Source organism: Streptomyces silaceus (assembly GCF_001419745.1).
GTDB classification, from domain to species: domain Bacteria; phylum Actinomycetota; class Actinomycetes; order Streptomycetales; family Streptomycetaceae; genus Streptomyces; species Streptomyces silaceus.
On sequence record NZ_LIRJ01000120.1, the window covers coordinates 1 to 23444 of the forward strand.

A 23444-nucleotide genomic window follows, 5' to 3' on the forward strand; every position below is an offset into this window, starting at 1 on the left:
CCCCCGGGCCACCCCAGGCCCCCCGCAGCGCCCGCGCCTTGGTGAGCCACAGGGACAGGTCGAACTCCGCCGTGTACCCGATCGCGCCGTGCAGCTGGAGCGCGGCACGAGCCGCCTCGTACGCGGCCTCCGACGCCGTCACCTTGGCGGCGGCGAGATCACCCGCAGCCATGGTTGTCGCGGCCCCGAACACCAGCGGACGCGCGAACTCCAGGCGCACCAGGACGTCCGCGAGCCGGTGCTTGACGGCCTGGAAGGACCCGATCGGCGCCCCGAACTGGGCGCGCTGCTTCACGTACGCGACGGTCCTGTCGAGCAGCGCGAGCCCCACGCCGAGCGCCTGCGCGGCCGTGGCCAGCGCCGCCCAGTCGACCGCGTGCCGCGCCGCGGCGGCCACGGCGGGGCCCGAGGCGAGCGGCTCCCCGCCGGGCAGCGGCTCCGCGAGACGCCGGGCGGGGTCCAGGGAGCGGTGCACGCGCGCGTGCCCGGGGGCGAGCCGCAGCTCGTCGTCGGACGCGGCGAACACCAGGTCCGCCGCGTCCGCGTCCAGGGCGTAGGGACCCGCGCCGGGCAGCGCGTCGGGCAGGGTCAGCGTCGCGCGCGCCGCGCCCGAGGCCAGCGCGGGCAGGAACCGCTTGGCGGGCTCGCGCTCGCCTTGCCCGGCCAAGTGCGCGAGGAGCGCGGCGGCCGCCACGGTCTCGACGGCCGGACCCGGCACGGCGTGCCGCCCCAACTCCACGAACGCGACGGCCGTTTCGACGGGCAGGGGGCCCACGCCCTCGTACTCCTGGGGCACCGGCAGCGCGAACACCCCGGCGTCCGCGAGCCGGGACCACAGCGCGTGCCCCGGCGCGCGGTCGCCGGCCCCCCACGCGCGCGTGGCCGCCGGAGTGCCGGCCGCCGTCAGCATCGCGTCCAGCGACCGCGCGAACTCGCGCTGCTCGTCGGCGAGGAGGAACCTCATCAGCGGCGTCCCTTCGGCAGGCCGAGCAGGCGCTCGGCGATGATGTCGCGCTGGATCTCGTTCGTGCCCGCGTAGATCGGTCCGGCGAGCGAGAACACATAGCCCTCGGCCCAGTCGTGGCCCTCGGCCAGCTCCCCGTCGGCGCCGAGCAGGTCGAGTGCCGTCTCGTGGAGCGCGATGTCGTACTCGGACCAGAAGACCTTGTTGAGGCTCGACTCGGCGCCGATCGTCTCCCCGGCGGCGAAACGCGAGGCGTTGGCCCAGGTGAACAGCTCATAGGCGCGCGCCCCGACGACGGCGTCGGCGACCCGGTCACGCAGGGCCGTGTCGGCCGGGTCCGCGTCCGCCCGCCACTGCCGCGCGAGCCGGTCCGCGGCGGCGAGGAACCGGCCGGGGGAGCGCAGCGTGAGACCGCGTTCGTTGCCCGTGGTGGACATGGCGATCCGCCAGCCCTGGCCCGGCTCGCCGATCACGTCCTCGTCCGGTACGAAGACGTCGTCCAGGAAGAGCTCGGCGAAGGCAGGCTTGCCGTCCAGGCGGCCCACCGGGCGGACCGTCACCCCGTCCGCGTCCAGCGGGAACATCAGATACGTCAGGCCCCGGTGCGGCCGGTCCTTGTGGTCCTCGTACGGCTCGCTGCGGAACAGGCCGAACGCGCGGTCGGCGAACGCGGCCCGCGACGACCAGGTCTTCTGCCCGCTCAGCAGCCAGCCGCCGTCCGTCCGACGGGCGGTGGAGCGCAGGGAGGCCAGGTCCGACCCGGACTCCGGCTCCGACCAGGCCTGCGCCCAGACGACCTCGCCGGTCGCCATGGGCGGCAGCACCCGTGCGCGCTGTTCCTCGGTGCCGAAGTCGAAGAGGGTCGGGGCGAGGAGGTTGATGCCGTTCTGCGAGACGCGGCCCGGTGCCCCCGCCGCGTAGTACTCCTCCTCGAACAGCAGCCACTTGACGATGTCGACGCCCCGTCCGCCGTACTCCTCGGGCCAGGACACCACCGACCAGCGGCCGGCCGCGAGCTCGCCCTCCCACGCCCGGTGGGCCGCGAATCCCTCCTCGGTCTCCAGCGAGGGCAGGGGAGCCGCGGGCACGTGCGCGGCGAGCCACGCGCGCGCCCGGAGCCTGAACTCCTCCTCGTCGGCGGTGAAGTCGAGGTCCATCGGCGGTCACCTCTCATCGACTCTTCCCTAACAAGTGTTTGGTAGATTACCCTGAGTGGAGTAGGCGAGTCGAGGGCCGGAAGCAGGAACGGATCGAGAGCCGGGGGGCCGCGCATGGACGCACCCGCTTATGTGCAAGGGCACGACCTGCTCGCGGGACGCACCGCCGTGATCACGGCGGCCGCCGGGGCGGGCATCGGCGGCGCCACCGCGCGCCGCTTCCTGGAGGAGGGCGCGCGCATCGTCATCGGCGACGCCCATCCACGCCGCACCAAGGAGTCCGTGGCCGCGCTCGCCGAGGAGTTCGGCGCCGACCGCGTCGACGGCATCCCCTGCGACGTCACGGACGAGACCCACGTCCAGAGCCTCCTCGACCTGGCCGAGCGGCGCCACGGGCGCCTCGACGTCGTGGTCAACAACGCCGGTCTCGGCGGCACGGCGGAGCTCACCGAGATGACCGACGAGCAGTGGGACAAGGTCATCGACGTGACGCTGAACGGCACGTTCCGTGCCACCCGGGCCGCCCTGCGCCGTATGCGGGCCACGGGCGAAGGCGGCGTCATCGTCAACAACGCCTCGGTGCTCGGCTGGCGCGCCCAGGCGGGCCAGGCGCACTACGCCGCGGCGAAGGCCGGCGTCATGGCCCTCACCCGCTGCGCCGCGATCGAATCCGCCCCCCACGGCATCAGGGTCAACGCGGTCTCACCGAGCCTCGCCATGCACCCGCACCTCGCGAAGGTCACCTCTCCGGAGCTGCTCGAAGAGCTCACCGCACGCGAGGCGTTCGGGCGGTACGCGCAGCCGTGGGAGATAGCCAACGTCATCGTCTTCCTGGCCAGCGGCTACTCCTCGTACATGACGGGGGAGACGGTGTCGGTCAGCAGCCAGCACGCCTAGGCGGAGAATGACCGTGTGTCGAAACCGAATCACACCACCAGCAAGCCGAGCGGCACCCCCACCGAGGCCGAATCGGGCCGCACCGCCAAGTCGGCCGGCACGGCCAAGCCCGGGCCGTCCGGCACCGCCAAGAAGAAGGCCCCGGTGAGCCCGTCGCCCGAGCGCCGCCGCGAGCTGCTCGCCATCGCCGCCGACGTCTTCGCCGAACAGGGCTACAACGCCACCACGGTCCGCAAGATCGCCGACGCCGCGGGCATGCTCGCCGGCAGCCTCTACTACCACTTCGACTCCAAGGAGTCGATGCTCGAGGAGATCCTCCGTACCTTCCTCACCGAGCTGTGGGACGGGTACGACTCCGTGCTGAAGGCCCAGCTCGACCCCCGAGAGACGCTCGAAGCCCTCGTCACCGAGTCCTTCCGGGAGATCGACCGGCACCGCGCCGCCGTCGCGATCTACCAGAAGGAGTCCCGGCACCTGGTCGCGCAGCAGCGCTTCCAGTACCTGTCGGACTCCCAGCAGCGCTTCGAGAAGGCCTGGCTCACGACGCTGGAGCGCGGTGTCGCGGAAGGCGTCTTCCGCGACGACCTGGACATCCGGCTCGCCTACCGCTTCGTGCGCGACACCGTGTGGGTCGCCGCGTCCTGGTACCGCCCCGGCGGAGGCCACAGCCCCGAGGAGATCGCCCGTCAGTACCTGTCGATGGTCCTGGACGGAATCTCCGTACGTACGTGAGCGGCGCGTGGTCGCACGGCGCCGCACGACCGAGGAGTACGCAGTCATGGCCGAGGCCTACATCGTCGAAGCGGTCCGCACCCCCGTCGGCAGGCGCAGGGGAGGGCTCTCCCAGGTCCACCCCGCCGACCTCGGGGCCCATGTCCTCAAGGCGGTCGTCGACCGCACGGGCGTCGACCCCGCCGCCGTCGAGGACGTCGTCTTCGGCTGCCTCGACACCGTCGGACCGCAGGCCGGGGACATCGCCCGCACCTGCTGGCTGGCGGCCGGGCTCCCCGAGGAAGTGCCCGGTGTGACGGTGGACCGGCAGTGCGGATCGTCCCAGCAGGCCGTGCACTTCGCCGCGCAGGGCGTCCTGTCCGGCACCCAGGACCTCGTCGTCGCCGGCGGCACGCAGAACATGTCGATGATCCCCATCGCCTTCGCCTCCCGGCAGGCCGCCGAACCCCTCGGCCTCACCGAAGGCCCGTACGCGGGCAGCCAGGGCTGGCGCGCCCGCTACGGCGACCTGCCCGTGAACCAGTTCCACGGCGCCCAGCTGATCGCCGAGAAGTGGGGCATATCCCGCCGTGACATGGAGGAGTTCGCGCTCCGCTCCCACCAGCGGGCCGTCCGCGCCATCGACGAGGGCCGCTTCGACCGCGAACTGGTCGCCTACGGAGACGTCACCCGTGACGAGGGCCCGCGCCGCGACACCACCCTGGAGAAGATGGCGGGCCTCCAACCCGTCCTCGACGACGGCACGATCACCGCGGCCTGCTCCTCGCAGGTCTCCGACGGCGCCGCCGCGATGCTCATCGCGAGCGAACGGGCCGTGCGGGAACACGGGCTGACGCCCCGCGCCCGCGTCCACCACCTGTCCGTGCGCGCCGAGGACCCCATCCGGATGCTCTCCGCCCCGATCCCCGCGACGGCCCACGCCCTGAAGAAGACAGGCATGAGCATCGACGACATGGACCTCGTCGAGATCAACGAGGCGTTCGCGCCGGTCGTGCTCGCCTGGCTGAAGGAGACCGGCGCCGACCCGGAGAAGGTGAACGTGAACGGCGGCGCCATCGCCCTGGGCCATCCCCTCGGCGCGACGGGCACCAAGCTGATGACGACCCTCCTGCACGAACTGGAGCGCACCGGCGGCCGGTTCGGCCTCCAGACGATGTGCGAAGGCGGCGGCCAGGCCAACGTCACGATCATCGAACGCCTCTGACGGCTCGTACGGGACGCCGGCCACCGGGCCGTCTCGCCGTCCTCCGCGTTCAGGGGCGAGTCGGTCCGACGGTCTCGCGGAGGCGTTCCCTCCGTCCCCGAAAGGGACTCTTCCTCACCCCTTGCGGGAGTACCTGCGCGGACCGCTCTCCACAGCGGCCCCGACCCGGCTAGTCTCGACTTCTGTACGTCGATTGAGCGATCCCGGGAGGTAGCGCGATGACGCAGGGACGGCCCGGAGGAGCCGCCTGGGCCCCGCTGTGGGAGCGCGACGTCGAACTCGCCGCGGCGGCCCAGGCCGTCGAGGAGCTCCGCGCGGAATCGACGACCTCGGGCGGCCTGCTGGTCTTCAGCGGCGAGGCGGGCATCGGCAAGACGGCGCTCCTCGGCGAGGTGCGCCGCATCGCGGAGGGCCGTGCCACGGTCTGGTCCGCGCGCGGCGGGGAGACGGTCACCTCCGTCCCCTTCAACGTGGTGCGGCAGCTGCTGCAGCCCGCCCTCGTCCAGCTCAGTCCCGACGAGGCCCGCGAGTACCTCGGCGACTGGTACGACATCGCGGGCCCCGCCCTCGGCATAGCCGAGCCCGGCGGACGCCAGGCCGACCCGCAGGGCGTCTGCGACGGACTCGTCGAGGCGGTCTCCCGGCTCGCGCGCCTCAACTGGCCGCTCGTCCTGGTCATCGACGACGCGCACTGGGCCGACCAGGAGACCCTGCACTGGCTGGCGGCGTTCGCGCAGCGCCTGGACGAACTGCCCGTACTCGTCGTGGTCGCCCACCGCCCCGGCGAGGCCACCGGCGACAGCGCGCGCCATCTGGCGGCCGTCGCCGCCACCGCCCGCTCGTTCACCACCCTGCGCGCCCTCACCCCGGACGCCGCCGCGGGCCTCACGCGTGCCACGCTCGGCGAGCACGCCGACGCCCCGTTCTGCCGCGAGGTCTGGGCGGTCACCGGCGGCAACCCGTACGAATCGGTCGAACTGCTCGCCAAGGTCCAGGACAGCGAACTCGAACCGGTGGAGAGCTCCGCGGACGAGCTGCGCGCCCTCAACCGCACCGCGCGCGGCCGCGGCCTGCTCGCCCGGCTCGAAGGCATCGGCACCGACGCCACCCGCCTGGCCTGGGCCGCCGCGATCCTCGGCAGCGCCATCTCCCTGGACCTGGCCGCCGCGCTCGCCGGGATGACCCCCGACAACGCCGAGCGGTGCGCGGAGCGGCTCTGTGCCGGACGCATCCTGGTCAGCGGTGAGGAGGGCCTGGAGTTCGTCCACCCGCTGATCGCCAGCACGGTCTACCACTCCATCCCTGCGGCCACCCGCACCGCGATGCACGGCCAGGCCGCCTCCGTCGTCACCCGCTCCGGGCGCGGCGCCGCGGCGGCCTCCCGCCACCTCCTGGAGGTCCACCCGGACGACGACGCCGAACTGGTCGAGCAGCTGCGCGAAGCCGCCGCCGAACACCTCGCCGTCGGCGCGCCCGACGCGGCCCGCCGATGTCTGGAGCGGGCCCTGCGCGAGCCGCCGCTGCCCGACATCCACGCGCGCGTGCTCTACGAACTGGGCTGCGCCACGCTGCTCACCTCACCCGTCACCACCATCGGCCACCTGCGCGAGGCGCTCTCCATGCGCGGCCTCGACCAGGAGCTGCGCGTCGACGCCGTCTGCCGGCTCTCCCAGGCCCTCGTCCACAACGACCAGCTGGAGGAGGGCCTGCGGGCCATCGTCGAGGAAGCGGTGCGGCTCGAACCGGGCCCCGCGCGCCTGCGGCTGCAGGCCGTCCACTACATGTGGGAGGGCATCCACGCGGGCGAGGAGGACTCGCCCGGACGGTCGCGGCGGCTCGCCGCGCTCGCGGGGCCGCTCTCCGGCCGGGACAACTCCGAGCGCGCGCTGCTGATCCTGCGCGCCTTCGACGCCATGACCCGCGGGGAGAACGCGGAACTGGTCGTCGAGCTCTGCGACCGCGCCCTCGTCAACGGCCGCCTCGCGCCCGGACTCGGCTGGACCGACACGGAATGGAGCTTCGAACTCCGCCTGATGCTGGGCGGTTCGTACGCCTTCTCGGACCGGCTCGACCGCGCGGAGAGCCTGTTCACCGAGGCCGTGCGCGCCTACGAGACCGCGGGCTGGAGCGGCGGCCACCTCGCCCTCTCGCACGCCTTCCTCGGCTATGTGTACCGCAGGCGCGGACGGCTGATCGAGGCCGAGCGCTCCCTGCGCGAGAGCCTGCGCCTGGCCGACCGCGTGGGACAGGGGCTGCCCATGCACTGGGAGGCGGCCAGCATGCTCATCGACACGCTGCTGGCACGCGGCCACGTCGACGAGGCGGGCGCCGTCGCCGACGAGTACGGCTTCGCGCCGCCGTCCGCCTCCACGATCTACGTACCGGACGCGCCGTCCGTGCGCGGGCGGCTCCTGCTCGCCCTCGGGCGCACCGAGGAGGGCCTCAACGAACTGGAGGCCACGGCGAAGGCGTTGACGGCGCGCGGCCAGTACAACACCGTCCTCGCGCCGTGGGCGTACGACCTCGCCCGCGCCCTGGTCCACGTGGACCCCAAGCGGGCGGCGCACCTCGTCTCGGACGCGCGGATGCAGGCCGAGCGGTTCGGCACGGACACCGCGATCGGCGAGGCCCTGCGGTGCGCGGCGGCGCTGGAGACGGGCTCCCGCTCGGTCGCCCTGTACCGCCGGGCCGCGACCTATCTGGAGGCCTCGCCCTGCGCGTACGAACACGCGGTCGCCCGCGTCGAGTACGGCATCGCCGCGGACTCCGTCCCGGAGCTGGAGCGGGGCCTCGCGCTGGCCCGCACGTGCGGAGCGGACGGCCTGGTCGACCGGGCACTCGACCATCTGGCACTGGTGAGGCACTGAGGACGGCGCCCGGTCGCAGGGGCAGGGCCGGGCTCACGTGGCCGTGATGCGGTGCGGCGGGCGGGCGGTCACGGGGAGTCGACGAGCCCCCTCCGGGGACGCCTCCCGCGCCGCTCCCCGCGGCCGGCCCCGCACCACAGCCGCAGGACCTGCCCTCGTCCGGCCCCGCACCACAGCCGCGGGACTTTTCCCCGGCCCGCTGCGGGCAGGGCTCCGCAACGCAGCCGTCGCCCCCTCACCCCATCCGCAGCCGCCCCAGCACCTCGTCCGCCTCCAGCATCACCCGCTCCACCAGCTCCGCGCAGGACGGCAGGTCCTCGATCAGGCCCGCTACCTGGCCCGATGCCATCACGCCCAGCTCCGGACGGCCGTCCACCATCGCCGACTTGAGCATCATCGGGGTGTTCGCCGCGAGGAGGACCTGGCTCCAGGTCAGGTCCTTGCCGTGCTTCATCGCCAGACCGTCGCGGGCCATCCGGCCCCACCCCATCCCGGAGATCTTCCGGAAGGCCGCCGCGTGCCGCACCGCCCGCGCCAGGGACGCGATCCGGCCCGATCGCTCCAGGGCCGCCACCAGGTCCGTGCGCAGCATCCGGTGCGGGAGGCCGTCCACGCGTGTGGTGACCGTGACGTCCTTGACGGAGGCGGCCAGATAGCGGGCCTTCACCGCGTCCGGCACCGTCGAGTCCGAGGTGAGCAGGAAGCGGGTGCCCATCGCCACGCCCGCCGCGCCGTAGGCGAGCGCGGCGACCAGGCCCCGGCCGTCGTGGAAACCCCCGGCGGCGATCACCGGTATGTCGACCGCGTCGACGACCTGCGGGAGCAGGACGGTCGTCGCGACCTCTCCGGTGTGGCCGCCGCCCTCGCCGCCCTGGACGATCACCGCGTCCGCGCCCCACGCGGCGACCTTCTCGGCGTGCCGACGCGCGCCGATCGAGGGGACGACCACCACTCCCGCGTCCTTGAGCTCGGCGATCAGCTCCCTGGACGGCGCGAGCGCGAAGGACGCGACCCGCACGCCCTCGTCGACGATGATCCGGACCCGGTCGCGCGCGTCGCCCGCGTCGGCCCGCAGATTGACCCCGAAGGGCGCGTCCGTACGGGACTTGACCTCGCGCACCGCCGACCGCAGCTGCTCGACCGTCATCGTCGCGGAGGCCAGGATGCCGAGCGCCCCCGCCGAGGCGGTCGCCGAGACCAGGCGGGGCCCCGCGACCCAGCCCATGCCGGTCTGCACGATCGGGTGCCGGACCCCGACCAGCTGCGTCAGCGGCGTCTCCAGGGTGGGCGTCGCGGGCCGCCCGGCCGCCTCCTCGGTCACGAGCGCACCTCGCGCTCCCGCAGCCCGCGCGGGTCCACCACGTCCCGTATCAGCCGCAGTTCGTCCTCGGTCGGGTCGCGCGTGAACGGGACGTCGTCCGGCACCGCCAGCGCGAAGCCGGTGGCCTCGCGCACCTGGTCGAGCGTGACGCCGGGGTGCAGGGAGACCAGACGCATCGCGCGGTCGGGCGTCGCGAAGTCGAAGACGCCGAGGTCGGAGACGACCCGGCGCAGCTCGTGGAAGCGGGTCGCGGAGGGCCCGGCGGCGGCCGCGCTGTCGTACCCGACGCCGCTGATCATGTCGACCTTCTCGACGAAGACCCGAGGGGAGTGCCGGGGGATCCAGTAACTCACCGGGTTGTTGAGGGTGTTGACCGGGGCGCCGCGCACCCCGAGCAGCTGGCGCGTGGGCCGCGACCAGTCGCCGATGCACGAGATGTTCTGGTTGCCGAAGCGGTCGATCTGGCTCGCGCCCATCATCACGTGCCGCCGGCCGCCCATCACCATCGTCAGATGCCTGCGGTACGGCAGCCAGCCCTCCGTCACCGCGGACGCGGACCCGACGGCCGGGACGTCGCCGATGAGCAGGGCCTCGCCGTCCGTCAGCAGCAGGTCGGGGGAGAACGTCAGCCGGGCGAGGCGGGCCGCGACCGACGGGATCGTGCCCATGGGGGAGGCGAGGACCTCGCCGTCGCCCCGCCAGGCCTCGGCGCAGGCGATCACGCAGTACTCGGCGCGGGTGGCGGCCAGCCCGGTCGACCGGGGCGCGTGCGGGTCGGTCCTCGTCATCGCTGCTCCTTGTGCCAGGTCTGCACGGCCAGGTGGTAGTCACGCTCGCTGCCGGCGAGGAAGCGGCTCCGGAAGGCCTCCCAGGCCTCGGGGTCGGCCGCCGCGGTGACGTACGCCTTCTGGAAGGGCTCGTCGCGGGCGTAGTCCGGCGCGCAGGACGTGAAGTGCGCGCCCTTGGGCGTCTCGGTCACGCCCGTCACCGCGTGCCGCGAGACCAGCATCGTCTGGGGCGCGGCGTGCGCGGTCAGCTCGCCGGGGTCGACGATGCGCTCGCACGAGACGTACGCGGAGTCGGCGGCCTCGCAGAACAGGTCGTCGAAGTAGGGGTCGGGGCCCAGGTACTGGCCGTTGCCGAAGGGGTCGGCGCGGTTCATGTGCACCAGGGCGGCGTCCAGTCGCAGGGCGGGTACGGCGACGAGCTCCTCCCCGTCCTCGTAGGGCGAAGAGACCGTGCGCAGCTGGGGGTTGACCCGCAGGACGTCCGAGCCGAGGCCCGCGCGGATCGGCAGGAACGGCAGCCGCTGGGCGGCGGCGGTCAGGCCCTGCATGAACATCGCCTCGTCCAGCTCGACCAGTTCGAGGGTCCCGCGCTCCCGCGCCGCACGGAAGTTGGGCTCCAGGGGGATCGAGTCGAGCGTCGTGAAGGCCGTGACCAGCTTGCGGATCCGGCCCGCCGCGGCGAGCAGGCCGATGTCCGGGCCGCCGTACGAGACGACGGTCAGGTCCGTGACGTCGGACCGCAGCAGCGCGCGCACCAGCGCCATCGGCTTGCGGCGCGAGCCCCAGCCGCCGATGCCGAGCGTCATCCCGCTCTCCAGCCGCCCCACGATCTCGTCGGGCGTCATCCTCTTGTCGGTCCTGCCGTCCGTCGCGCCGTCGGCTCCGCCGCCGGTCCTGTTGTCGGTCGTCTCGGTCATGCCGTGCCCTCCCCTTGCGTTCCGAAGTCCCCGCGGACGCGGTCGGCCAGGCCGCTCAGGTTCGCCTCGAAGGTGAAGCCCTGCTCGAAGCGGTAGCTGCGGTGCACGTCGACCGGGTCGATGCCGTTGATCGCGGCCTTCGCGAAGCGCAGCAGGGTGCCGTCCTTGAGGGCGATCTCGCGCGCCAACTCAAGCGCCGCGTCCCGCAGGTCCGCGCGCGGGACGACCCGCCACACCGATCCGTGCGCGTGCAGCTCGGAGGCCGTCGCGGTCCGCGAGGTGTAGTACAGGGCGCGCATCAGGTGCTGCGGGACCAGGCGCGCCAGATGCGTGGCCGCGCCGAGCGCGCCGCGGTCCAGCTCCGGCAGGCCGAACGTCGCGTCGTGGCTCGCCACGATCGCGTCCGCGTTCCCCACGAGGCCGATGCCGCCGCCCAGGCAGAAGCCGTGCACGGCGGCGACCACCGGGACCTCGCATTCATAGACCGCGGAGAACGCGGCGTAGCACCCGCGGTTGGCGCCGATCAGGGCCGTGTGGCCGCTGTCGCGCTGCATCTCCTTGATGTCCACGCCCGCGTTGAACCCGCGCCCCTCGGCGGCCAGCACCACGCAGCGCGTCCCGGGGTCGCGTCCGGCGGCGCGCACGGCGTCCGCCAGGTCGTACCACCCCTGTACGGGAAGGGCGTTGACGGGTGGGTAGTCGACGGTGACGACGGCCACGCCCGTGTCCGGGGCGGAGGTGGAGACAGGCATCAGAGGATCCGCTACCTTTCAATCACACGCCTTCAACCAAACATTTGTTAGTTGGAAAGGTAGCAGCGATGACTGACACGCGACAGGTGGTCGTCGTCACCGGCGGCACCCGCGGCGTCGGCGCCGGAATCGCCCGCAGCTTCCTCGCCGCAGGGGCGTACGTCGTCGTCTGCGCCCGCAGGCCGCCCGACAAGCCGGTCGAAGCGGCGGGCGCCACCGCCGAGTTCCGCCCGCTCGACCTGCGCGACGCCGAGGCCGCGCACGCCTTCTTCGCCCGAGTGGCCGCGGACCACGGCACGGTGGACGCCCTCGTGAACAACGCGGGCGGCACGCCCTTCGGGCTGCTCGCCGACTCCGCCCCGGCCCGCCAGGCCAAGATCGTCGAACTGAACCTGCTCGCCCCGCTGTACGCGTCCCTCGGCGCGTACGACGTGATGCGCCGTCAGGAGCGCGGCGGGACCATCACGATGATCGGCAGTGTCAGCGGCACGAGGCCCTCGCCCGGCAGCGGGGCCTACGGCGCCGCGAAGGCGGGCCTGGAGAACCTCGCCCGCACCATGGCCGTCGAATGGGCCCCCGCCGTGCGCGTCAACACCGTCGTGCTCGGCCTCGCCCGCACCGAGAGCGCCCACCTCCACTACGGCGACGAGGAAGGCGTCGAACAGGTCGCCCGCACCGTCCCGCTGGGCCGCCTCGCCGACCCGTCCGACGTGGGCGACGCCTGCGTCTTTCTCGCCTCCGACCGCGCCCGCTACGTCAGCGGCGCGGCGCTCCAGCTGCACGGCGGCGGCGAACGCCCCGCGTTCCTGGACGCCGCGTCCGTCAACCACTGAACGTCCCTGAGGGAGTTGCCGCATGACTTCAGCCACCACGTCAGCCGCCACGTCCGGAATCTGCGCGGGGCGCGTCGTGATCGTCACGGGCGCGGGCCGGGGCCTCGGCCGTGCGCACGCGCGCGCGTACGCCGCCGAAGGCGCCAAGGTCGTCGTCAACGACCTCGGCGTGGGGCCCGACGGGTCGGGGGAGTCCGGCGGGCCCGCGCAGGAGGTCGTCGAGGAGATCCGCGCGGCGGGCGGCGAGGCCGTCGCGCACGGCGGCGACATCGCCACCTCCGAGGGCGCCGCCTCCCTGGTCCGCGCCGCCCTCGACACGTACGGCCGCCTCGACACCCTCGTGAACAACGCGGGCTTCCTGCGGGACCGGATGCTGGTCAACGTCGACGAGGACGACTGGGACGCCGTGATGCGCGTCCACCTCAAAGGGCACTTCCTGCCCCTGAAGCACGCGGGCGCCCACTGGCGGGCCGAGGCGAAGGCCGGCCGCACGCCGCACGCGTGCGTGGTCAACACCAGCTCGGGTGCCGGGCTGCTGGGCAGCGTCGGACAGGGCAACTACAGCGCGGCCAAGGCCGGGATCCTCGGCCTCACCTTCGTCGCCTCCGCCGAACTGGCCGCCTACGGAGTGCGGGCGAACGCCATCGCCCCCGCCGCCCGCACCCGTATGACCGAGCGGACCTTCGCCGACACCATGGCCGCCCCGGAGGACGGCGGATTCGACGCGATGGCCCCGGAGAACGTGTCGCCGCTCGTCGTCTGGCTCGGCTCCACGGCATCGGCCGGGGTGACCGGCCGCGTCTTCGAGGCCGAGGCCGGCCGCATCACGGTCATGGAGGGCTGGCGCCCCGGCCCGACCGCGGACAAGGGCGCGCGGTGGACTCCGTCCGAGGCGGGTGAGGCCACCCTGAAACTCCTCGCCGCCGCCGGGACGCCCCAGCCGGTGTACGGGGCGCGGTGAGGCACGCGCGCGTGCGACCGCGTGCCCGTCCCCGCGCTGACCAGCCGCGTTAGGGTGAACACCCCGCACCTGACCGAGCATCCCGTGCTCCCGGCTTCCCTGGAGACCTCCCCATGCCCCCGCGCACCGTCCTGATCCTCCAGCACGTCGAGGTCGAGAAGCCCGGCCTGATCCTGGACGCGCTGGACGGCAGCGGGCTCGACGTCGACGCACGCAATGTCCTCGACACCCCGGACGCCGTGGCCGGTGACCTGCCGCCGGTGTCCGAGCTCGCGGGGCTCGTCGTGATGGGCGGCCCCATGAACGCCGACGACCTGACGGGGCACCCGGCGCTGAAGCTGGAGCGGGACCTGCTGGCCGACGCCGTGCGGGCCGGGCTCCCCACGCTGGGCGTGTGCCTCGGCGCCCAACTGCTCGCCCGCGCGCAGGGGCTGGCCGTCCGGCCGGGCGCCGAGCTGGGCCAGAGCAGCGAGATCGGCTGGTACCCCCTGGACGACGTGGACCGCGACGACCCGGTGGTCGGTCCGCTCGCCGACGCCCCCGCCGTCCTGCACTGGCACGGCGACCGCATCGTCCCCGGACCCGGCACCCGCGCCCTCGCCCGCACCGCCACCACCGCGTGCCAGGCCTTCCGGGCCGGGTCCGCGGCCTGGGGGCTCCAGTTCCACCTGGAGGTCACCCCCGAACTCCAGGACGCCTGGCTCGCCGAGCCGTCGTTCTCCGAGGAGGCCGTGGAAGCCCTCGGTCCCGACGCCCCGGACCGGCTGCGGGCCGACGCCCGCGCCGTCGCCGCGGAGCTGCGCCCCCTGGCCGAGCGGAGCCTGGCCCACCTGCGGTCCCTCTTCGTCGCCCGCGCCGGGCTCTAGGCCTCCTCAGGGCCCTCCTCGGCGAGCACCCGCTGCGCCACCGCGAACGCCGCGTTGGCCGCGGGCACCCCGCAGTAGACCGCCGTCTGCAGCAGCACCGCGCCGATCTCCTCGGGCGTCAGGCCGTTCGCGCGGGCCCCGCGGACGTGCAGCGCCAGCTCGTCGAGGTGGCCGCCCGCGACCAGCGCGGTCAGCGTGATCATGCTGCGCTCGCGGCGCGCCAGCGTGGGGTCGGTCCAGATCTCGCCCCACGCGTACCGGGAGATGAAGTCCTGGAAGCGCGCCGTGAAGGGCGTCGTCCCCGCCTGCGCGCGGTCCACGTGCGCGTCCCCGAGCACGGCCCGCCGTACAGCCGTACCGCTGCCCGGCAGACCCGTGAAATGGGCGCGCAGCGCCGCAGTGACGGCGTCCGGGCGCTCGGCGGGCGCGAGGTGGGAGGCGCCCGGAAGCTCCACGAGGCAGGCGTCCGGCACCGCGTCGGCGATCTCCCGCGCGTGGGCGGGCGGTGTCGCCGGGTCCTCGCGCCCCGCGATCACCAGGGTCGGGACCCGGACGGACGCCAGCGCGTCCCGCATGTCGTACGCCGCCAGCGCGTCGCAGCACGCGGCGTACGCGTCCGGATCCGCCGCCCGGTGGTCGGCGACCAGCGCGGGCACCGTGAAGCCGGGCGTGAACCACCGCCGCGGCGCCGACTCCGCGAGCCCGGCGAGCCCTTCGCGGCGCACCAGCGCGGCCCGCTCCCGCCACGGCTCGGCGCCCCCGAAGTGCGCCGACGTGCAGATCAGGGCGAGGCCCGTCACGCGCGCGGGGTGCCGGGCCGCGAGATGCAGCCCCACGGCGCCGCCGATCGATACCCCCGCGTACGCGAAGCGGTCGATGCCGAGCGCGTCGGCGAGGGCGAGAACGAGGTCCGCGAGGTCGGCCACCGTCGCGCCCGGCCCGATGAGTCCGCCGGGGGAGCCGCCGTGACCCGGCAGATCCCAGCGCACGACGCGGTGGCCGACGGCCAGTTCGGGCGCGACGCCGTCCCACAGGGCGGCGGAGGTGCCCAGGGAGGGGCCGAGCAGGAGCGGGGGAGCGGTGGCCGCACCCCCGACGGTGTGGTGAAGCAGCCTGCGGCCGGGTTCGGTGGTCAACGTCGCTCCAGGGCACGGTCGGTGAGAGGTCCCGCGAAGCCGGTGTAGCGGGTGGGGTCGGTGAGTTCGGCGAGGTCGAGGCGCTGGAGGTCCGGCTCCTGGACCAGGGGCGGTTGCGCGGACAGGTCTGACTCCTGGGCGAGTTCCGATTCCTCGGCGAGGCCCGGCTCTTCGGCAGGGGCGGGATCCTCGGTCTGGTGCGCCTTCTCGGAGGGGCCCGGCTCTTCGGTGAGGGCGAGCCCTTCGGCCCGGTTCGGTGCCTCGGTGGGGTCCGATTCCTTGGGCGGATCGGATGCTTCGGCGAGGCCCGGCCCCTCGGCCAGGCCCGGCTCCTCGCCCAGGCCCGGCTCCTCGCCCACGTCCGACTCCCCGACCAGGCCCGACTCCCTGCCGAGCCCCGACTCCCCGTCCAGCCCCAGCTCCTCGGCCAGGACCTCCGCCAGTGCGCGGCCCTCCGCGCGCGTGCGTCGTGCCGCGTGCGTCAGGAGTCTCTTCGCGCGGGCCCGGCCCAGGCGAGGCGTCAGCTCCGCCGTCAGCCGTTCCGAGACGATCAACCCGCCCGTGAGATCCAGGTGTTCGCGCATGGCGTCCGGATGGACGCGCAGGCCCTCGGCGAGTTCCGCAGCGTCCCGTGCCGCTCCTCCGGCCAGCCGCAGCAGGTCCCGCAGCGTTTCCCACTCGGCGTGCCAGGCACCGGCCGGGCGTTCGTCCTCGGCGGTCAGCGAGCCGTACAGGACGGCGGCGAGGGCGGGCGCGCGGCGCGCGGCGGCCGCGATCAGCGTGGCCCGTACCGGATTCGCCTTGTGCGGCATCGCCGACGAGCCGCCGCCCGCGCCTTCGGAGACCTCGCCGATCTCCGTGCGCGCCAGCGTGAGCACATCGGCGGCCGCCTTCCCGAGGGCGCCCGCCGTGAACGCGAGGGCGGAGGCGAGATCGGCCACGGGGGTGCGCAAGGTGTGCCAGGGCAGCGCGGGCGCGCGCAGGCGGAGTTCGCGGGCGTAGGCCGCGACCAGCTCCTCCCCGGCCCCCTCGCCGGCCCCGAAGATCTGGAACGCCGCCAACGTGCCCGCCGCGCCGCCCAGTTGCACGGGAAGGCTCTCCCGTACGCGCGCGACCCTGTCCCGCGCGTCGAGGGCCAGCGACCGCCAGCCCGCCGCCTTCAGGCCGAACGTCGTCGGCACGGCGTGCTGCGTGAGCGTACGGCCGGGCATCACCGTGTCCCGGTGCGCCGAGGCCAGCCGCGCCCACGCCCGCTCCGTGCGCGCCAGGTCGGCGAGGACGAGGTCCAGGCTGCGCGCGGAGATCAGCATCAGCGCCGTGTCCAGGATGTCCTGGCTGGTCGCGCCCCGGTGGACGTACGGCGCGGCCTCGGCGGGCACCGCCGCCGTCAGCGCCGCCACCAGCGGGATCACCGGATTTCCGCCCTCCCGCGCGCGGAGGGCGAGGTCGCGCGCGTCGAAGCGGCGCGCGTCGGCCGCCTCGGTGACCGCCGAGGCCGCCGCCACGGGGACCGGGCCCGCCGCCGCCTGCGCGCGGCACAGCGCGGCCTCGGCGTCCAACAGGGCCTGGAGCACGGCGAGGTCGCCGGTGGCCTCCTCGGCGGGGGAGCCCGCCGAGCCGGGGGAGAGCAGGCCGCTCACGGGAACTCCAGGAAGACCGTCTCGTCCGCGCCCTGGAGACGGATGTCGAAGCGGTACGTGCGCGGTGCCTCGCCCCGCGCGATCAGCGTGCCGCGCCGCTCCGGCTCCAGCGCGTTCAGCAGGGCGTCACCGGGCTCGTCCACCAGGTACGCGCGCGTGAACAGATGCCGCAGCAGCCCGCGCGCGAAGACGGCGAGCGAGACGTACGAGACACCGCCCGGCGGCAGCGTCCGCACGGCCCAGTGCCCGTCCGCGTCGGTCGCCACCCGGCCGAACCCGGTGAACGCGACTCCGTCACGTCCCACGACCCGCCCCGTCACGGGATCGTGCCGCAGCGAGCCCGGCGCGCCCGTGCGCGAGCCGTCCGGCGCGGGCTGCCAGGTCTCGATCAGGGCGTCGGGGACGGGCTGTCCCGCGCCGTCGTACACGTACCCGTGCAGGGTGATCGTGTCCGGGGCCCCGGCGGGCGCCACCTCGCCGCCGCCGGGGAACGGCAGCGCGTAGCCGTAGAAGGGGCCGACGGTCTGGGACGGCGTGAGCGGGTGCGTGGTCATCAGGACGGGTCGCCTTCCTCGAAGAGGGTCGCGGAGGGGCCGTCGAGGACGATGTCCCAGCGGTGCCCGAGCGACCACTCGGGGACGGACAGGGCGTGGTCGTAGGCGCAGACGAGACGCCGGCGCGCGGCCTCGTCGGTCACCGAGTTCAGCACCGGGTCGTAGGGCAGGAGCGGGTCTCCGGGGAAGTACATCTGGGTGACCAGGCGCTGGGTGAACGCCGTGCCGAAGAGCGAGAAGTGGATGTGGGCCGGGCGCCAGGCGTTGACGTGGTTGCGCCACGGATAGGCGCCCGGCTTGATCGTGGTGAAGGAGTACGCGCCGTCGTCGTCGGTCAGACAGCGGCCGAAGCCCGTGAAGTTCGGGTCGAGGGGCGCCGGGTGCTGGTCGAGCTGGTGCGCGTACCGGCCGGAGGCGTTGGCCTGCCACAGCTCGACCAGCTGGCCGCGCACGGGCCGCCCCGCGCGGTCCAGGACCCGGCCGCTGACCGTGATCCGCTCGCCCAGCGGCTCCCCCTGGTGCTGCCGCGTCAGATCGCGGTCCAGCGCGGTGACGTCGGTGACGCCGAAGGCGGGGCCGCTCAGCTCCACCGCCTCGGGGTCGCGCACGGCTATCGGGGCGTGCCGGGGGTGCCGGAAGTGGGTGCTGCGGTAGGGCGGGTAGGCGAGCGGCGGATGGTGCTCGCCGGTCGTCGTGGCCCGCGCCCCGGCCGCTTCGGCCCGCGCCTCGGCCTGTGCCTTGGCCACCTCGGCGTCGATCGCCTCCTGACCGAGCCCGTCGGGCAGGGGCGTGGGCATGGGGGTGGGCAGGGATGCGGTGCTGGTCATCTCGTGCGGCTCCGTTCTCGCTGGTCCGTGACGGCGCGCGGGTTCATGCCGGGAACCCGTCCGGGACATGGATCTTGGCGGCGGTCCTCGCGGTGATCTCCTCGACCGTCACGCCGGGGGCCGTTTCCGCCAGTTCCAGGCCGCGTCCGGTCACCTCCAGGACGCCGAGGTCGGTGATGATCCGGTCGACGCAGGCCCGGCCGGTGAGCGGCAGGGTGCACGCGTCGAGGATCTTCGGAGTGCCGTCCTTGGCGGTGTGCGTCATGACGACGATGACGGTGCGGGCGCCGTGCACGAGGTCCATCGCCCCGCCGATCCCGGTGATCAGCTTGCCGGGGACCGCCCAGTTGGCGAGGTCCCCGCGCGCGGAGACCTGCATGGCTCCCAGGACGGCGACGTCGATGTGGCCGCCGCGGATCATCCCGAAGGAGAGCGCCGAGTCGAAGTAGGCGGCTCCGGGCAGGACGGTGACCGTCTCCTTGCCCGCGTTGATCAGATCCGGGTCGACCTCGTCCTCGGTGGGGTAGGGGCCGACGCCGAGGATGCCGTTCTCGGACTCCAGGACCACCTCCACGCCCGGCGGCAGATGGTTGGGGATCAGTGTGGGCAGACCGATGCCCAGGTTCACGTACTGGCCGTCCTGGAGTTCGCGCGCGGCGCGGGCGGCCATCTCCTCGCGGGTCCAGGCCATCAGCGGCTCACCGCCGCGTGCGGGGCGGGGGCGGCGGCCGAGGCGTCCGTGTGCCCCGGCGCGGGCGCGGACACCGTACGCCGCTCGATCCCCTTGTCCGCCGCCTGTTCCGGCGTGAGGGCGAGCACGCGCTGCACGAAGATCCCCGGCAGATGCACCTCGTCGGGGTCGATCGCGCCCGGCTCCACCAGCTCCTCCACCTCGGCGACGGTGACGCGCCCCGCCATCGCGGCCAGCGGGTTGAAGTTCCGCGACGACTTGGCGAAGACGAGATTGCCGTGCCGGTCGCCCTTCGCCGCCCGTACCAGCGCGACATCCGTGCGGATCCCGCGCTCCAGGACGTAGGACGTGCCGTCGAAGTCGCGCACCTCCTTGGGCGGCGAGGCGAGCGCGACCCCGCCTCGTCCGTCGTAACGCCACGGCAGCCCGCCCTCGGCGACCTGCGTGCCCACCCCGGCCGGGGTGTAGAACGCGGGGATGCCGGCGCCGCCCGCGCGCAGCCGCTCCGCGAGCGTGCCCTGCGGGATCATCTCGACCTCCAGCTCACCGCTCAGGTACTGCCGTGCGAACTCCTTGTTCGCGCCGATGTACGAGCCCGTCACGCGGGCGATGCGGCGGGCCGTCAGGAGCACCGCGAGGCCCGAGTCCATGGCCCCGCAGTTGTTGGAGACCACCCGCAGGCCCGAGACCCCGGAGGCGTACAGCGCCCGGATCAGCTCGTTCGGCACGCCGCTGAGGCCGAAGCCGCCGACGGCGAGCGACGCCCCGTCACGGACGTCGGCCACCGCATCGGCGGCCGTGGCCACCACCTTGTCCATACGCGCGGTCCCCTCTCCCTCGTCCCTCCGGCGCCCCGATTAATCAGGGCACTGACTATTTCGGCGAGGATAGGAGGGAGTGAAGGGCCTTGCAAGAGTGGGAAGTGCGGGAGGCTCGAAGCGGGTATTGTTCAGTGCACCGATGAAAGGCGCTGATCGCGTGCAGCGATGGAGCGCAGCGATGAAGTGCAGCGATGAAGCGTGCCGATGAAGGCGCCGGTGCAGCGCGTCGATGGCCCGCGTCGGCGGACGGCGCGACGACAGACGTCGAGGAAGCGGAGGACCCCATGGCCGCGGTGGACCTTGCCACCCACCCCGGGCACCTGGCCCGGCGGCTCCAGCAGGCCCACCACCTGCTGTGGAACACGATGGTGTCCGAGGAGATCACCTCGCCGCAGTTCGCGGTCCTCAACACCCTCGTCGCCGAGCCCGGACTCGACCAGCGCACGGTCGGCGAGCGGGTGGGCCTCGACCGCTCCACCATCGCGGAGGTCATCAGCCGGCTGATCCGGCGCGGACTGCTCGACAAGGTGCGCGACCCGCAGGACGGCCGCCGCTATCTGCTGGGCCTCACCGACGAGGGCCGGCGCACGCACCGGAAGCTGACCGTGCGCACGGCCCGGATGAACCAGGTCTTCCTCGCGCCGCTCTCCGCCGACGAGCAGTCCGTCTTCTTCGATCTGCTGCACCGCGTGGCGGACGCCGCCGAGGGCCTGCGCAACCCCGCTGAGCCGCTGGCGGCCCCCAAGGCCTGACGGCGCTCACGCCTTCGCGTACACCACCCACACCTGACCCTCGGCGAACGGCAGTTCCTTGCCGTCGGGCGTCGTGAACTCCGTGCCGTCCTCGGCCGAGGACCGCTTCCAGCGCGCGTCGTAGGCACGCCCGTCCCGCAGGACGCGCGCGGTGCCCTCGCCGACCGTCTCCGTGAACGGCGAGACGCTGCCCGCGCGGTCGTGGAAGCGGGACGGCCGCACCTTCACGTACTGCACGACCACCGTGGACGGGCTGAGGTCCTTGCCGTCGGACGTCCGCGCCCGCTCGCCGTCCATCGAGACGCGCCAGCGTCCCTCGTACTCCACCCAGTCGAAGGTGAAGCGCGCCGCGGGGAAGCGCACCGTCCGCCGGGTGTCGGGCGTGCCGCCCGCAGGCTTCGGACCGAACCGGATACCCGCCCTCTCCAGGGCACCCGTGCCGCCCGGAGCGTCACCGCTCTTCGCGGACTGCGGGGCACCCGCGCGTGGGAGGTCCTTTTTCAGGGCCTCGGGGCGCAGGAAGAGATTGTGGGGCGCGACTTTTCCGCCGCCCCGGTAGTAGGCGTCCCCGGGCGCCTTGCCCGGCGGCACGGCCCGCACCGGGGCGTCGTCGATCAGCGGGAGCAGCTTGGACTGCGCTCCGGAGAAGGCGAGTACGGGGTCGTCGAACTGCCGCAGCAGTTCGAGATCCGTCTCACGCGCGCTGCGTACGGGGCCGACGGTGGACGGGAACCGCGACGCGTACACCGCCATCAGCCGGCTGAGCCCGGCCTCCACCTGCTCGACGTACACGATGTCCGCGCTGTCCAGGCCCGTCTGCGGCCGGGCCGGGCGGACGTTGTCGATCTTCACGGCGAGCACGGTGCCGCCCCCGCCCGCGCCCGACGGGGGCTTGCCGTCCGCCCCGGAGGGGTCGATCGTGCAGCCGGCCGCCAGGGCGGCGAGTGTGATCGCCACCGCCGCCCTGGTTCGTACGCGCGTGCGTGTCCGCCGTCTCATGCGGAGGTCCTACCCCGTCCTGCCCCGTACGCACCGACGCGCGGCGCCTCAGCCCAGATCGAGCGCGTTGCGCAGACCGAGCCGGTACCGCGTGCGGTCGTGGCGCTTGAGCACCTCGACGGCCGGCACACGGTGCAGCGGCGTCACCGTGCACGGCTCGTGCTCCGATCCCGCCCGCTCCAGGAGCGCGTTGACCGCCTGCCGGGCCGAGGCGTTGGCGCCCTCCATCGTCGCCAGGTCGATGTCCACGGAGACGTAGTCGCCCGCGAGGAAGAGGTTCGGGATCTTCGTGGCGGCCGACGGGCGGTTGTGGAACGTGCCCACCGGGTGGATCAGGAGCTGGTCCTCGTTGGTGGGGTTCGGCGTGCCGAGGCCGTCGACACCCGGGTCGAGGAACCACGAGTGCAGCTTGCCGTCGCTCAGGACCGTCTTCCCGGTGTCGTTCAGGGACGCCTTGAGCTGGGCCCATACTTCCTTGGCGACCTCGTCGCGGGTGCACTGCTTGGCCGTCTTGCCGTACAGGATCCCCGGCTTGTCCCACTCGGAGATGTCCACCGAGAGGCAGTCCACCGCCGCGCCGTCGCCGTAGTCGGCGGGGAAGTCGCGCTCGGGCCAGTGCCCGGCCTGCGCGATGCCGGTCAGCGACCAGGGCGAGTCGATGCAGTTGAAGTGGCCCTTCACGGTGGCCGGGCGCTCGGTCAGATAGAACTGGATGCCCGTCATCCAGTCCGTCTCCAGCTTGTCGCAGCGCGCCAGCTGCGGGTCGGCGGCCTTCAGTTCGGCGCTCCAGGTGCCGCGCGCGTGCTCGACCGGCATGGCCTGGACGTAGTGGTCGGCGGTGATGTCGCGCCGCGCGCCGCCCGGGTCCTCGATCACGGCCTTCGTGATGCGCCCGTCGCCGAACGCCAGCTCGCGCACGGTCCAGCCGATCTTGAACTCCACGCCCAGCGACCTGAGATGGGTCACCCAGGGATCGATCCACGCCTCGTTCGTCGGCGCGTTCAGGACCCGGTCGGGCGGGCCGTCCGCGCCCTGGCCGAGCGCGTTGAAGACGAAGGCCTCGCCGAGCGTGCCGACGGTCCGCGTGCTCGCCTCCTCGGCCTTCGTCGCGACGATGTTGCGGGTGACGCCGATCGCGAGGATGCGCTGGTAGTCCTTCGACATCCGCTCGGCGCGCACGAACTCCCACCAGGGCGTCGACTCCCAGTCGTCGTCGCGGCGCTCGTCGCAGCTGGTGAGGAAGACCAGGGCGCGGTTGACGAAGTAGGCGGCCTCGTGGGCGGGCAGGTTGAACGCGGTGTCGAGCAGCGCGGTGAGCGCCCGCCGGATGTCGTCGAGCGTGAGCTGCTCGGGCTTGCTGCCGGGCCAGGGGATCGGCATGCGGATGTCCTCGCGGCCGGTGCGCGCGAACGACATCTCGCGCGGCGCGACGAGGTTGTCCCACACGCCGTTCGCGTTCCCGGGGAAGGGAATGCGGCGCATCGTGTCCGGGAGGTTGTGGTAGATCCCGGGGATGAAGCGGAAGCCGTGCTCGCCGGGCAGCGGCCTGCGGTTGCCCTTGGCGCTGTTCGGTACGTCCATGCTGCGGGCCTTGCCGCCCAGTGCCCTGCGCTCGAAGACCGTGACGGCGAAGCCGCGTTCGGCCAGTTCGTGGGCGGCGGTGAGCCCGGCGACGCCGCCGCCGAGCACGGCCACCGACTGCCGCGCGCGCGGGCCGTCCGGCGCGGCGGCCGCCGCCGGCAGCGCTCCCGCCCCCACGCCCAGC

General features: G+C 73.8%; 21 protein-coding genes and 1 pseudogene. 8 read left to right on the plus strand and 14 right to left on the minus strand.

Translation table 11 applies throughout. The features are described from left to right. Both AOK22_RS13450 and AOK22_RS13455 read right to left on the minus strand, forming a co-directional pair. Positions 1-964 (minus strand): acyl-CoA dehydrogenase family protein (locus AOK22_RS13450; protein ID WP_055698862.1); only part of this gene is annotated, 964 nt, incomplete at its 3' end. Further along, complete coding sequence (locus AOK22_RS13455) at positions 964-2121, minus strand: acyl-CoA dehydrogenase family protein (RefSeq protein ID WP_055698863.1); 1158 nt, start codon at positions 2119-2121, stop codon at positions 964-966. The genes AOK22_RS13450 and AOK22_RS13455, both read right to left, overlap by 1 nt. 114 nt (positions 2122-2235) lie before the next feature. On the opposite strand from AOK22_RS13455, the gene AOK22_RS13460 reads away from it, so the two are divergent. From AOK22_RS13460 to AOK22_RS13475, 4 genes are all read left to right on the plus strand, one after another. Further along, positions 2236-3018, plus strand: coding sequence for an SDR family oxidoreductase (locus tag AOK22_RS13460; RefSeq protein ID WP_055698864.1), 783 nt, complete (start codon positions 2236-2238; stop codon positions 3016-3018). Positions 3019-3162: 144 nt separating this feature from the next. Next, positions 3163-3750, plus strand: a complete 588-nt coding sequence (locus AOK22_RS13465) for a TetR/AcrR family transcriptional regulator (protein WP_055698877.1) — start codon at positions 3163-3165, stop codon at positions 3748-3750. Between the two features lie 46 nt (positions 3751-3796). Further along, positions 3797-4954, plus strand: coding sequence for an acetyl-CoA C-acetyltransferase (locus AOK22_RS13470; RefSeq protein WP_055698878.1), 1158 nt, complete (start codon positions 3797-3799; stop codon positions 4952-4954). A 218-nt stretch (positions 4955-5172) separates the two neighbouring features. Further along, the gene (locus AOK22_RS13475) at positions 5173-7821 is read left to right on the plus strand and encodes an ATP-binding protein (RefSeq protein ID WP_055698865.1); all 2649 of its coding nucleotides are present in this window, start codon (positions 5173-5175) and stop codon (positions 7819-7821) included. A gap of 235 nt (positions 7822-8056) precedes the next feature. Here AOK22_RS13475 and AOK22_RS13480 read toward each other — a convergent pair whose 3' ends face one another. From AOK22_RS13480 to AOK22_RS13495, 4 genes are all read right to left on the minus strand, one after another. Continuing rightward, positions 8057-9103 (minus strand): NAD(P)H-dependent flavin oxidoreductase, encoded by a 1047-nt coding sequence (locus tag AOK22_RS13480; RefSeq protein ID WP_055698879.1) that lies wholly within the window; start codon positions 9101-9103, stop codon positions 8057-8059. A gap of 35 nt (positions 9104-9138) precedes the next feature. Then, entirely contained in the window at positions 9139-9930 is a 792-nt protein-coding gene (locus tag AOK22_RS13485) for a CoA-transferase subunit beta (RefSeq protein WP_055698866.1), read from the minus strand. Further along, complete coding sequence (locus AOK22_RS13490) at positions 9927-10775, minus strand: CoA transferase subunit A (RefSeq protein ID WP_055698880.1); 849 nt, start codon at positions 10773-10775, stop codon at positions 9927-9929. Before AOK22_RS13490 ends, AOK22_RS13485 begins: the two co-directional genes overlap by 4 nt. Positions 10776-10843: 68 nt before the next feature. Continuing rightward, positions 10844-11599, minus strand: coding sequence for an enoyl-CoA hydratase family protein (locus tag AOK22_RS13495; protein ID WP_055698867.1), 756 nt, complete (start codon positions 11597-11599; stop codon positions 10844-10846). A 68-nt stretch (positions 11600-11667) separates the two neighbouring features. On the opposite strand from AOK22_RS13495, the gene AOK22_RS13500 reads away from it, so the two are divergent. The 3 genes from AOK22_RS13500 (at position 11668) to AOK22_RS13510 (ending at position 14259) form a co-directional block, all read left to right on the plus strand. Then, on the plus strand, positions 11668-12432 hold the full coding sequence (locus tag AOK22_RS13500; protein WP_055698868.1) for an SDR family oxidoreductase: 765 nt from the start codon (positions 11668-11670) through the stop codon (positions 12430-12432). 22 nt (positions 12433-12454) lie between these two features. Next, a complete protein-coding gene (locus tag AOK22_RS13505; RefSeq protein WP_055698869.1) occupies positions 12455-13393 on the plus strand; it encodes an SDR family oxidoreductase in 939 nt (312 codons plus the stop codon). A 113-nt stretch (positions 13394-13506) separates the two neighbouring features. Next, positions 13507-14259 carry a type 1 glutamine amidotransferase gene (locus AOK22_RS13510; protein ID WP_055698870.1) on the plus strand — a complete coding sequence of 251 codons (753 nt, stop codon included), beginning with the start codon at positions 13507-13509 and terminating at the stop codon, positions 14257-14259. Here AOK22_RS13510 and pcaDC read toward each other — a convergent pair. The 6 genes and pseudogenes from pcaDC to AOK22_RS13540 form a co-directional block, all read right to left on the minus strand. Further along, positions 14256-15395 carry a bifunctional 3-oxoadipate enol-lactonase/4-carboxymuconolactone decarboxylase PcaDC gene (pcaDC, locus tag AOK22_RS13515; protein WP_055698871.1) on the minus strand — a complete coding sequence of 380 codons (1140 nt, stop codon included), beginning with the start codon at positions 15393-15395 and terminating at the stop codon, positions 14256-14258. The two genes, AOK22_RS13510 and pcaDC, sit on opposite strands and share 4 nt — an antisense overlap. Positions 15396-15814: 419 nt before the next feature. Beyond that, positions 15815-17035: pseudogene (gene pcaB / locus AOK22_RS13520) on the minus strand (3-carboxy-cis,cis-muconate cycloisomerase); the annotation flags it as partial. Further along, positions 17032-17589 carry a protocatechuate 3,4-dioxygenase subunit alpha gene (gene pcaG / locus AOK22_RS13525; RefSeq protein WP_055698872.1) on the minus strand — a complete coding sequence of 186 codons (558 nt, stop codon included), beginning with the start codon at positions 17587-17589 and terminating at the stop codon, positions 17032-17034. The pseudogene pcaB and the gene pcaG, both read right to left, overlap by 4 nt. Then, positions 17589-18416 (minus strand): protocatechuate 3,4-dioxygenase subunit beta, encoded by an 828-nt coding sequence (pcaH, locus tag AOK22_RS13530; protein WP_425264023.1) that lies wholly within the window; start codon positions 18414-18416, stop codon positions 17589-17591. The genes pcaG and pcaH overlap by 1 nt, the downstream gene beginning before the upstream one ends. Before the next feature lie 43 nt (positions 18417-18459). After that, a complete protein-coding gene (locus AOK22_RS13535; protein WP_055698873.1) occupies positions 18460-19107 on the minus strand; it encodes a CoA transferase subunit B in 648 nt (215 codons plus the stop codon). Then, a complete protein-coding gene (locus AOK22_RS13540) occupies positions 19107-19925 on the minus strand; it encodes a CoA transferase subunit A (RefSeq protein WP_055698874.1) in 819 nt (272 codons plus the stop codon). The genes AOK22_RS13535 and AOK22_RS13540 overlap by 1 nt, the downstream gene beginning before the upstream one ends. Positions 19926-20212: 287 nt before the next feature. Between AOK22_RS13540 and AOK22_RS13545 the strand changes: the two genes are divergently transcribed. Next, positions 20213-20680, plus strand: coding sequence for a MarR family winged helix-turn-helix transcriptional regulator (locus AOK22_RS13545; protein ID WP_055698875.1), 468 nt, complete (start codon positions 20213-20215; stop codon positions 20678-20680). 6 nt (positions 20681-20686) lie between these two features. Here AOK22_RS13545 and AOK22_RS13550 read toward each other — a convergent pair whose 3' ends face one another. Both AOK22_RS13550 and AOK22_RS13555 read right to left on the minus strand, forming a co-directional pair. Then, complete coding sequence (locus AOK22_RS13550; RefSeq protein ID WP_055698876.1) at positions 20687-21679, minus strand: DUF3048 domain-containing protein; 993 nt, start codon at positions 21677-21679, stop codon at positions 20687-20689. A 48-nt stretch (positions 21680-21727) separates the two neighbouring features. Next, on the minus strand, positions 21728-23443 hold the full coding sequence (locus tag AOK22_RS13555) for a hydroxysqualene dehydroxylase (protein ID WP_063795250.1): 1716 nt from the start codon (positions 23441-23443) through the stop codon (positions 21728-21730). Position 23444: the final 1 nt, after the last annotated feature.

Coding starts and splice junctions, on each gene's coding strand:
- AOK22_RS13510 (WP_055698870.1), top strand. CDS start 13,507: ATGCCCCCGCGCACCGTCCTGATCCTCCAGCACGTCGAGGTCGAGAAG.
- AOK22_RS13505 (WP_055698869.1), top strand. CDS start 12,455: ATGACTTCAGCCACCACGTCAGCCGCCACGTCCGGAATCTGCGCGGGG.
- AOK22_RS13535 (WP_055698873.1), bottom strand. CDS start 19,107: ATGGCCTGGACCCGCGAGGAGATGGCCGCCCGCGCCGCGCGCGAACTC.
- AOK22_RS13500 (WP_055698868.1), top strand. CDS start 11,668: ATGACTGACACGCGACAGGTGGTCGTCGTCACCGGCGGCACCCGCGGC.
- pcaG (WP_055698872.1), bottom strand. CDS start 17,589: ATGACCACGCACCCGCTCACGCCGTCCCAGACCGTCGGCCCCTTCTAC.
- AOK22_RS13540 (WP_055698874.1), bottom strand. CDS start 19,925: ATGGACAAGGTGGTGGCCACGGCCGCCGATGCGGTGGCCGACGTCCGT.
- pcaH (WP_425264023.1), bottom strand. CDS start 18,416: ATGACCAGCACCGCATCCCTGCCCACCCCCATGCCCACGCCCCTGCCC.
- AOK22_RS13490 (WP_055698880.1), bottom strand. CDS start 10,775: ATGACGCCCGACGAGATCGTGGGGCGGCTGGAGAGCGGGATGACGCTC.
- AOK22_RS13485 (WP_055698866.1), bottom strand. CDS start 9,930: ATGACGAGGACCGACCCGCACGCGCCCCGGTCGACCGGGCTGGCCGCC.
- AOK22_RS13495 (WP_055698867.1), bottom strand. CDS start 11,599: ATGCCTGTCTCCACCTCCGCCCCGGACACGGGCGTGGCCGTCGTCACC.
- AOK22_RS13455 (WP_055698863.1), bottom strand. CDS start 2,121: ATGGACCTCGACTTCACCGCCGACGAGGAGGAGTTCAGGCTCCGGGCG.
- AOK22_RS13475 (WP_055698865.1), top strand. CDS start 5,173: ATGACGCAGGGACGGCCCGGAGGAGCCGCCTGGGCCCCGCTGTGGGAG.
- AOK22_RS13460 (WP_055698864.1), top strand. CDS start 2,236: ATGGACGCACCCGCTTATGTGCAAGGGCACGACCTGCTCGCGGGACGC.
- AOK22_RS13470 (WP_055698878.1), top strand. CDS start 3,797: ATGGCCGAGGCCTACATCGTCGAAGCGGTCCGCACCCCCGTCGGCAGG.
- AOK22_RS13550 (WP_055698876.1), bottom strand. CDS start 21,679: ATGAGACGGCGGACACGCACGCGCGTACGAACCAGGGCGGCGGTGGCG.
- AOK22_RS13545 (WP_055698875.1), top strand. CDS start 20,213: ATGGCCGCGGTGGACCTTGCCACCCACCCCGGGCACCTGGCCCGGCGG.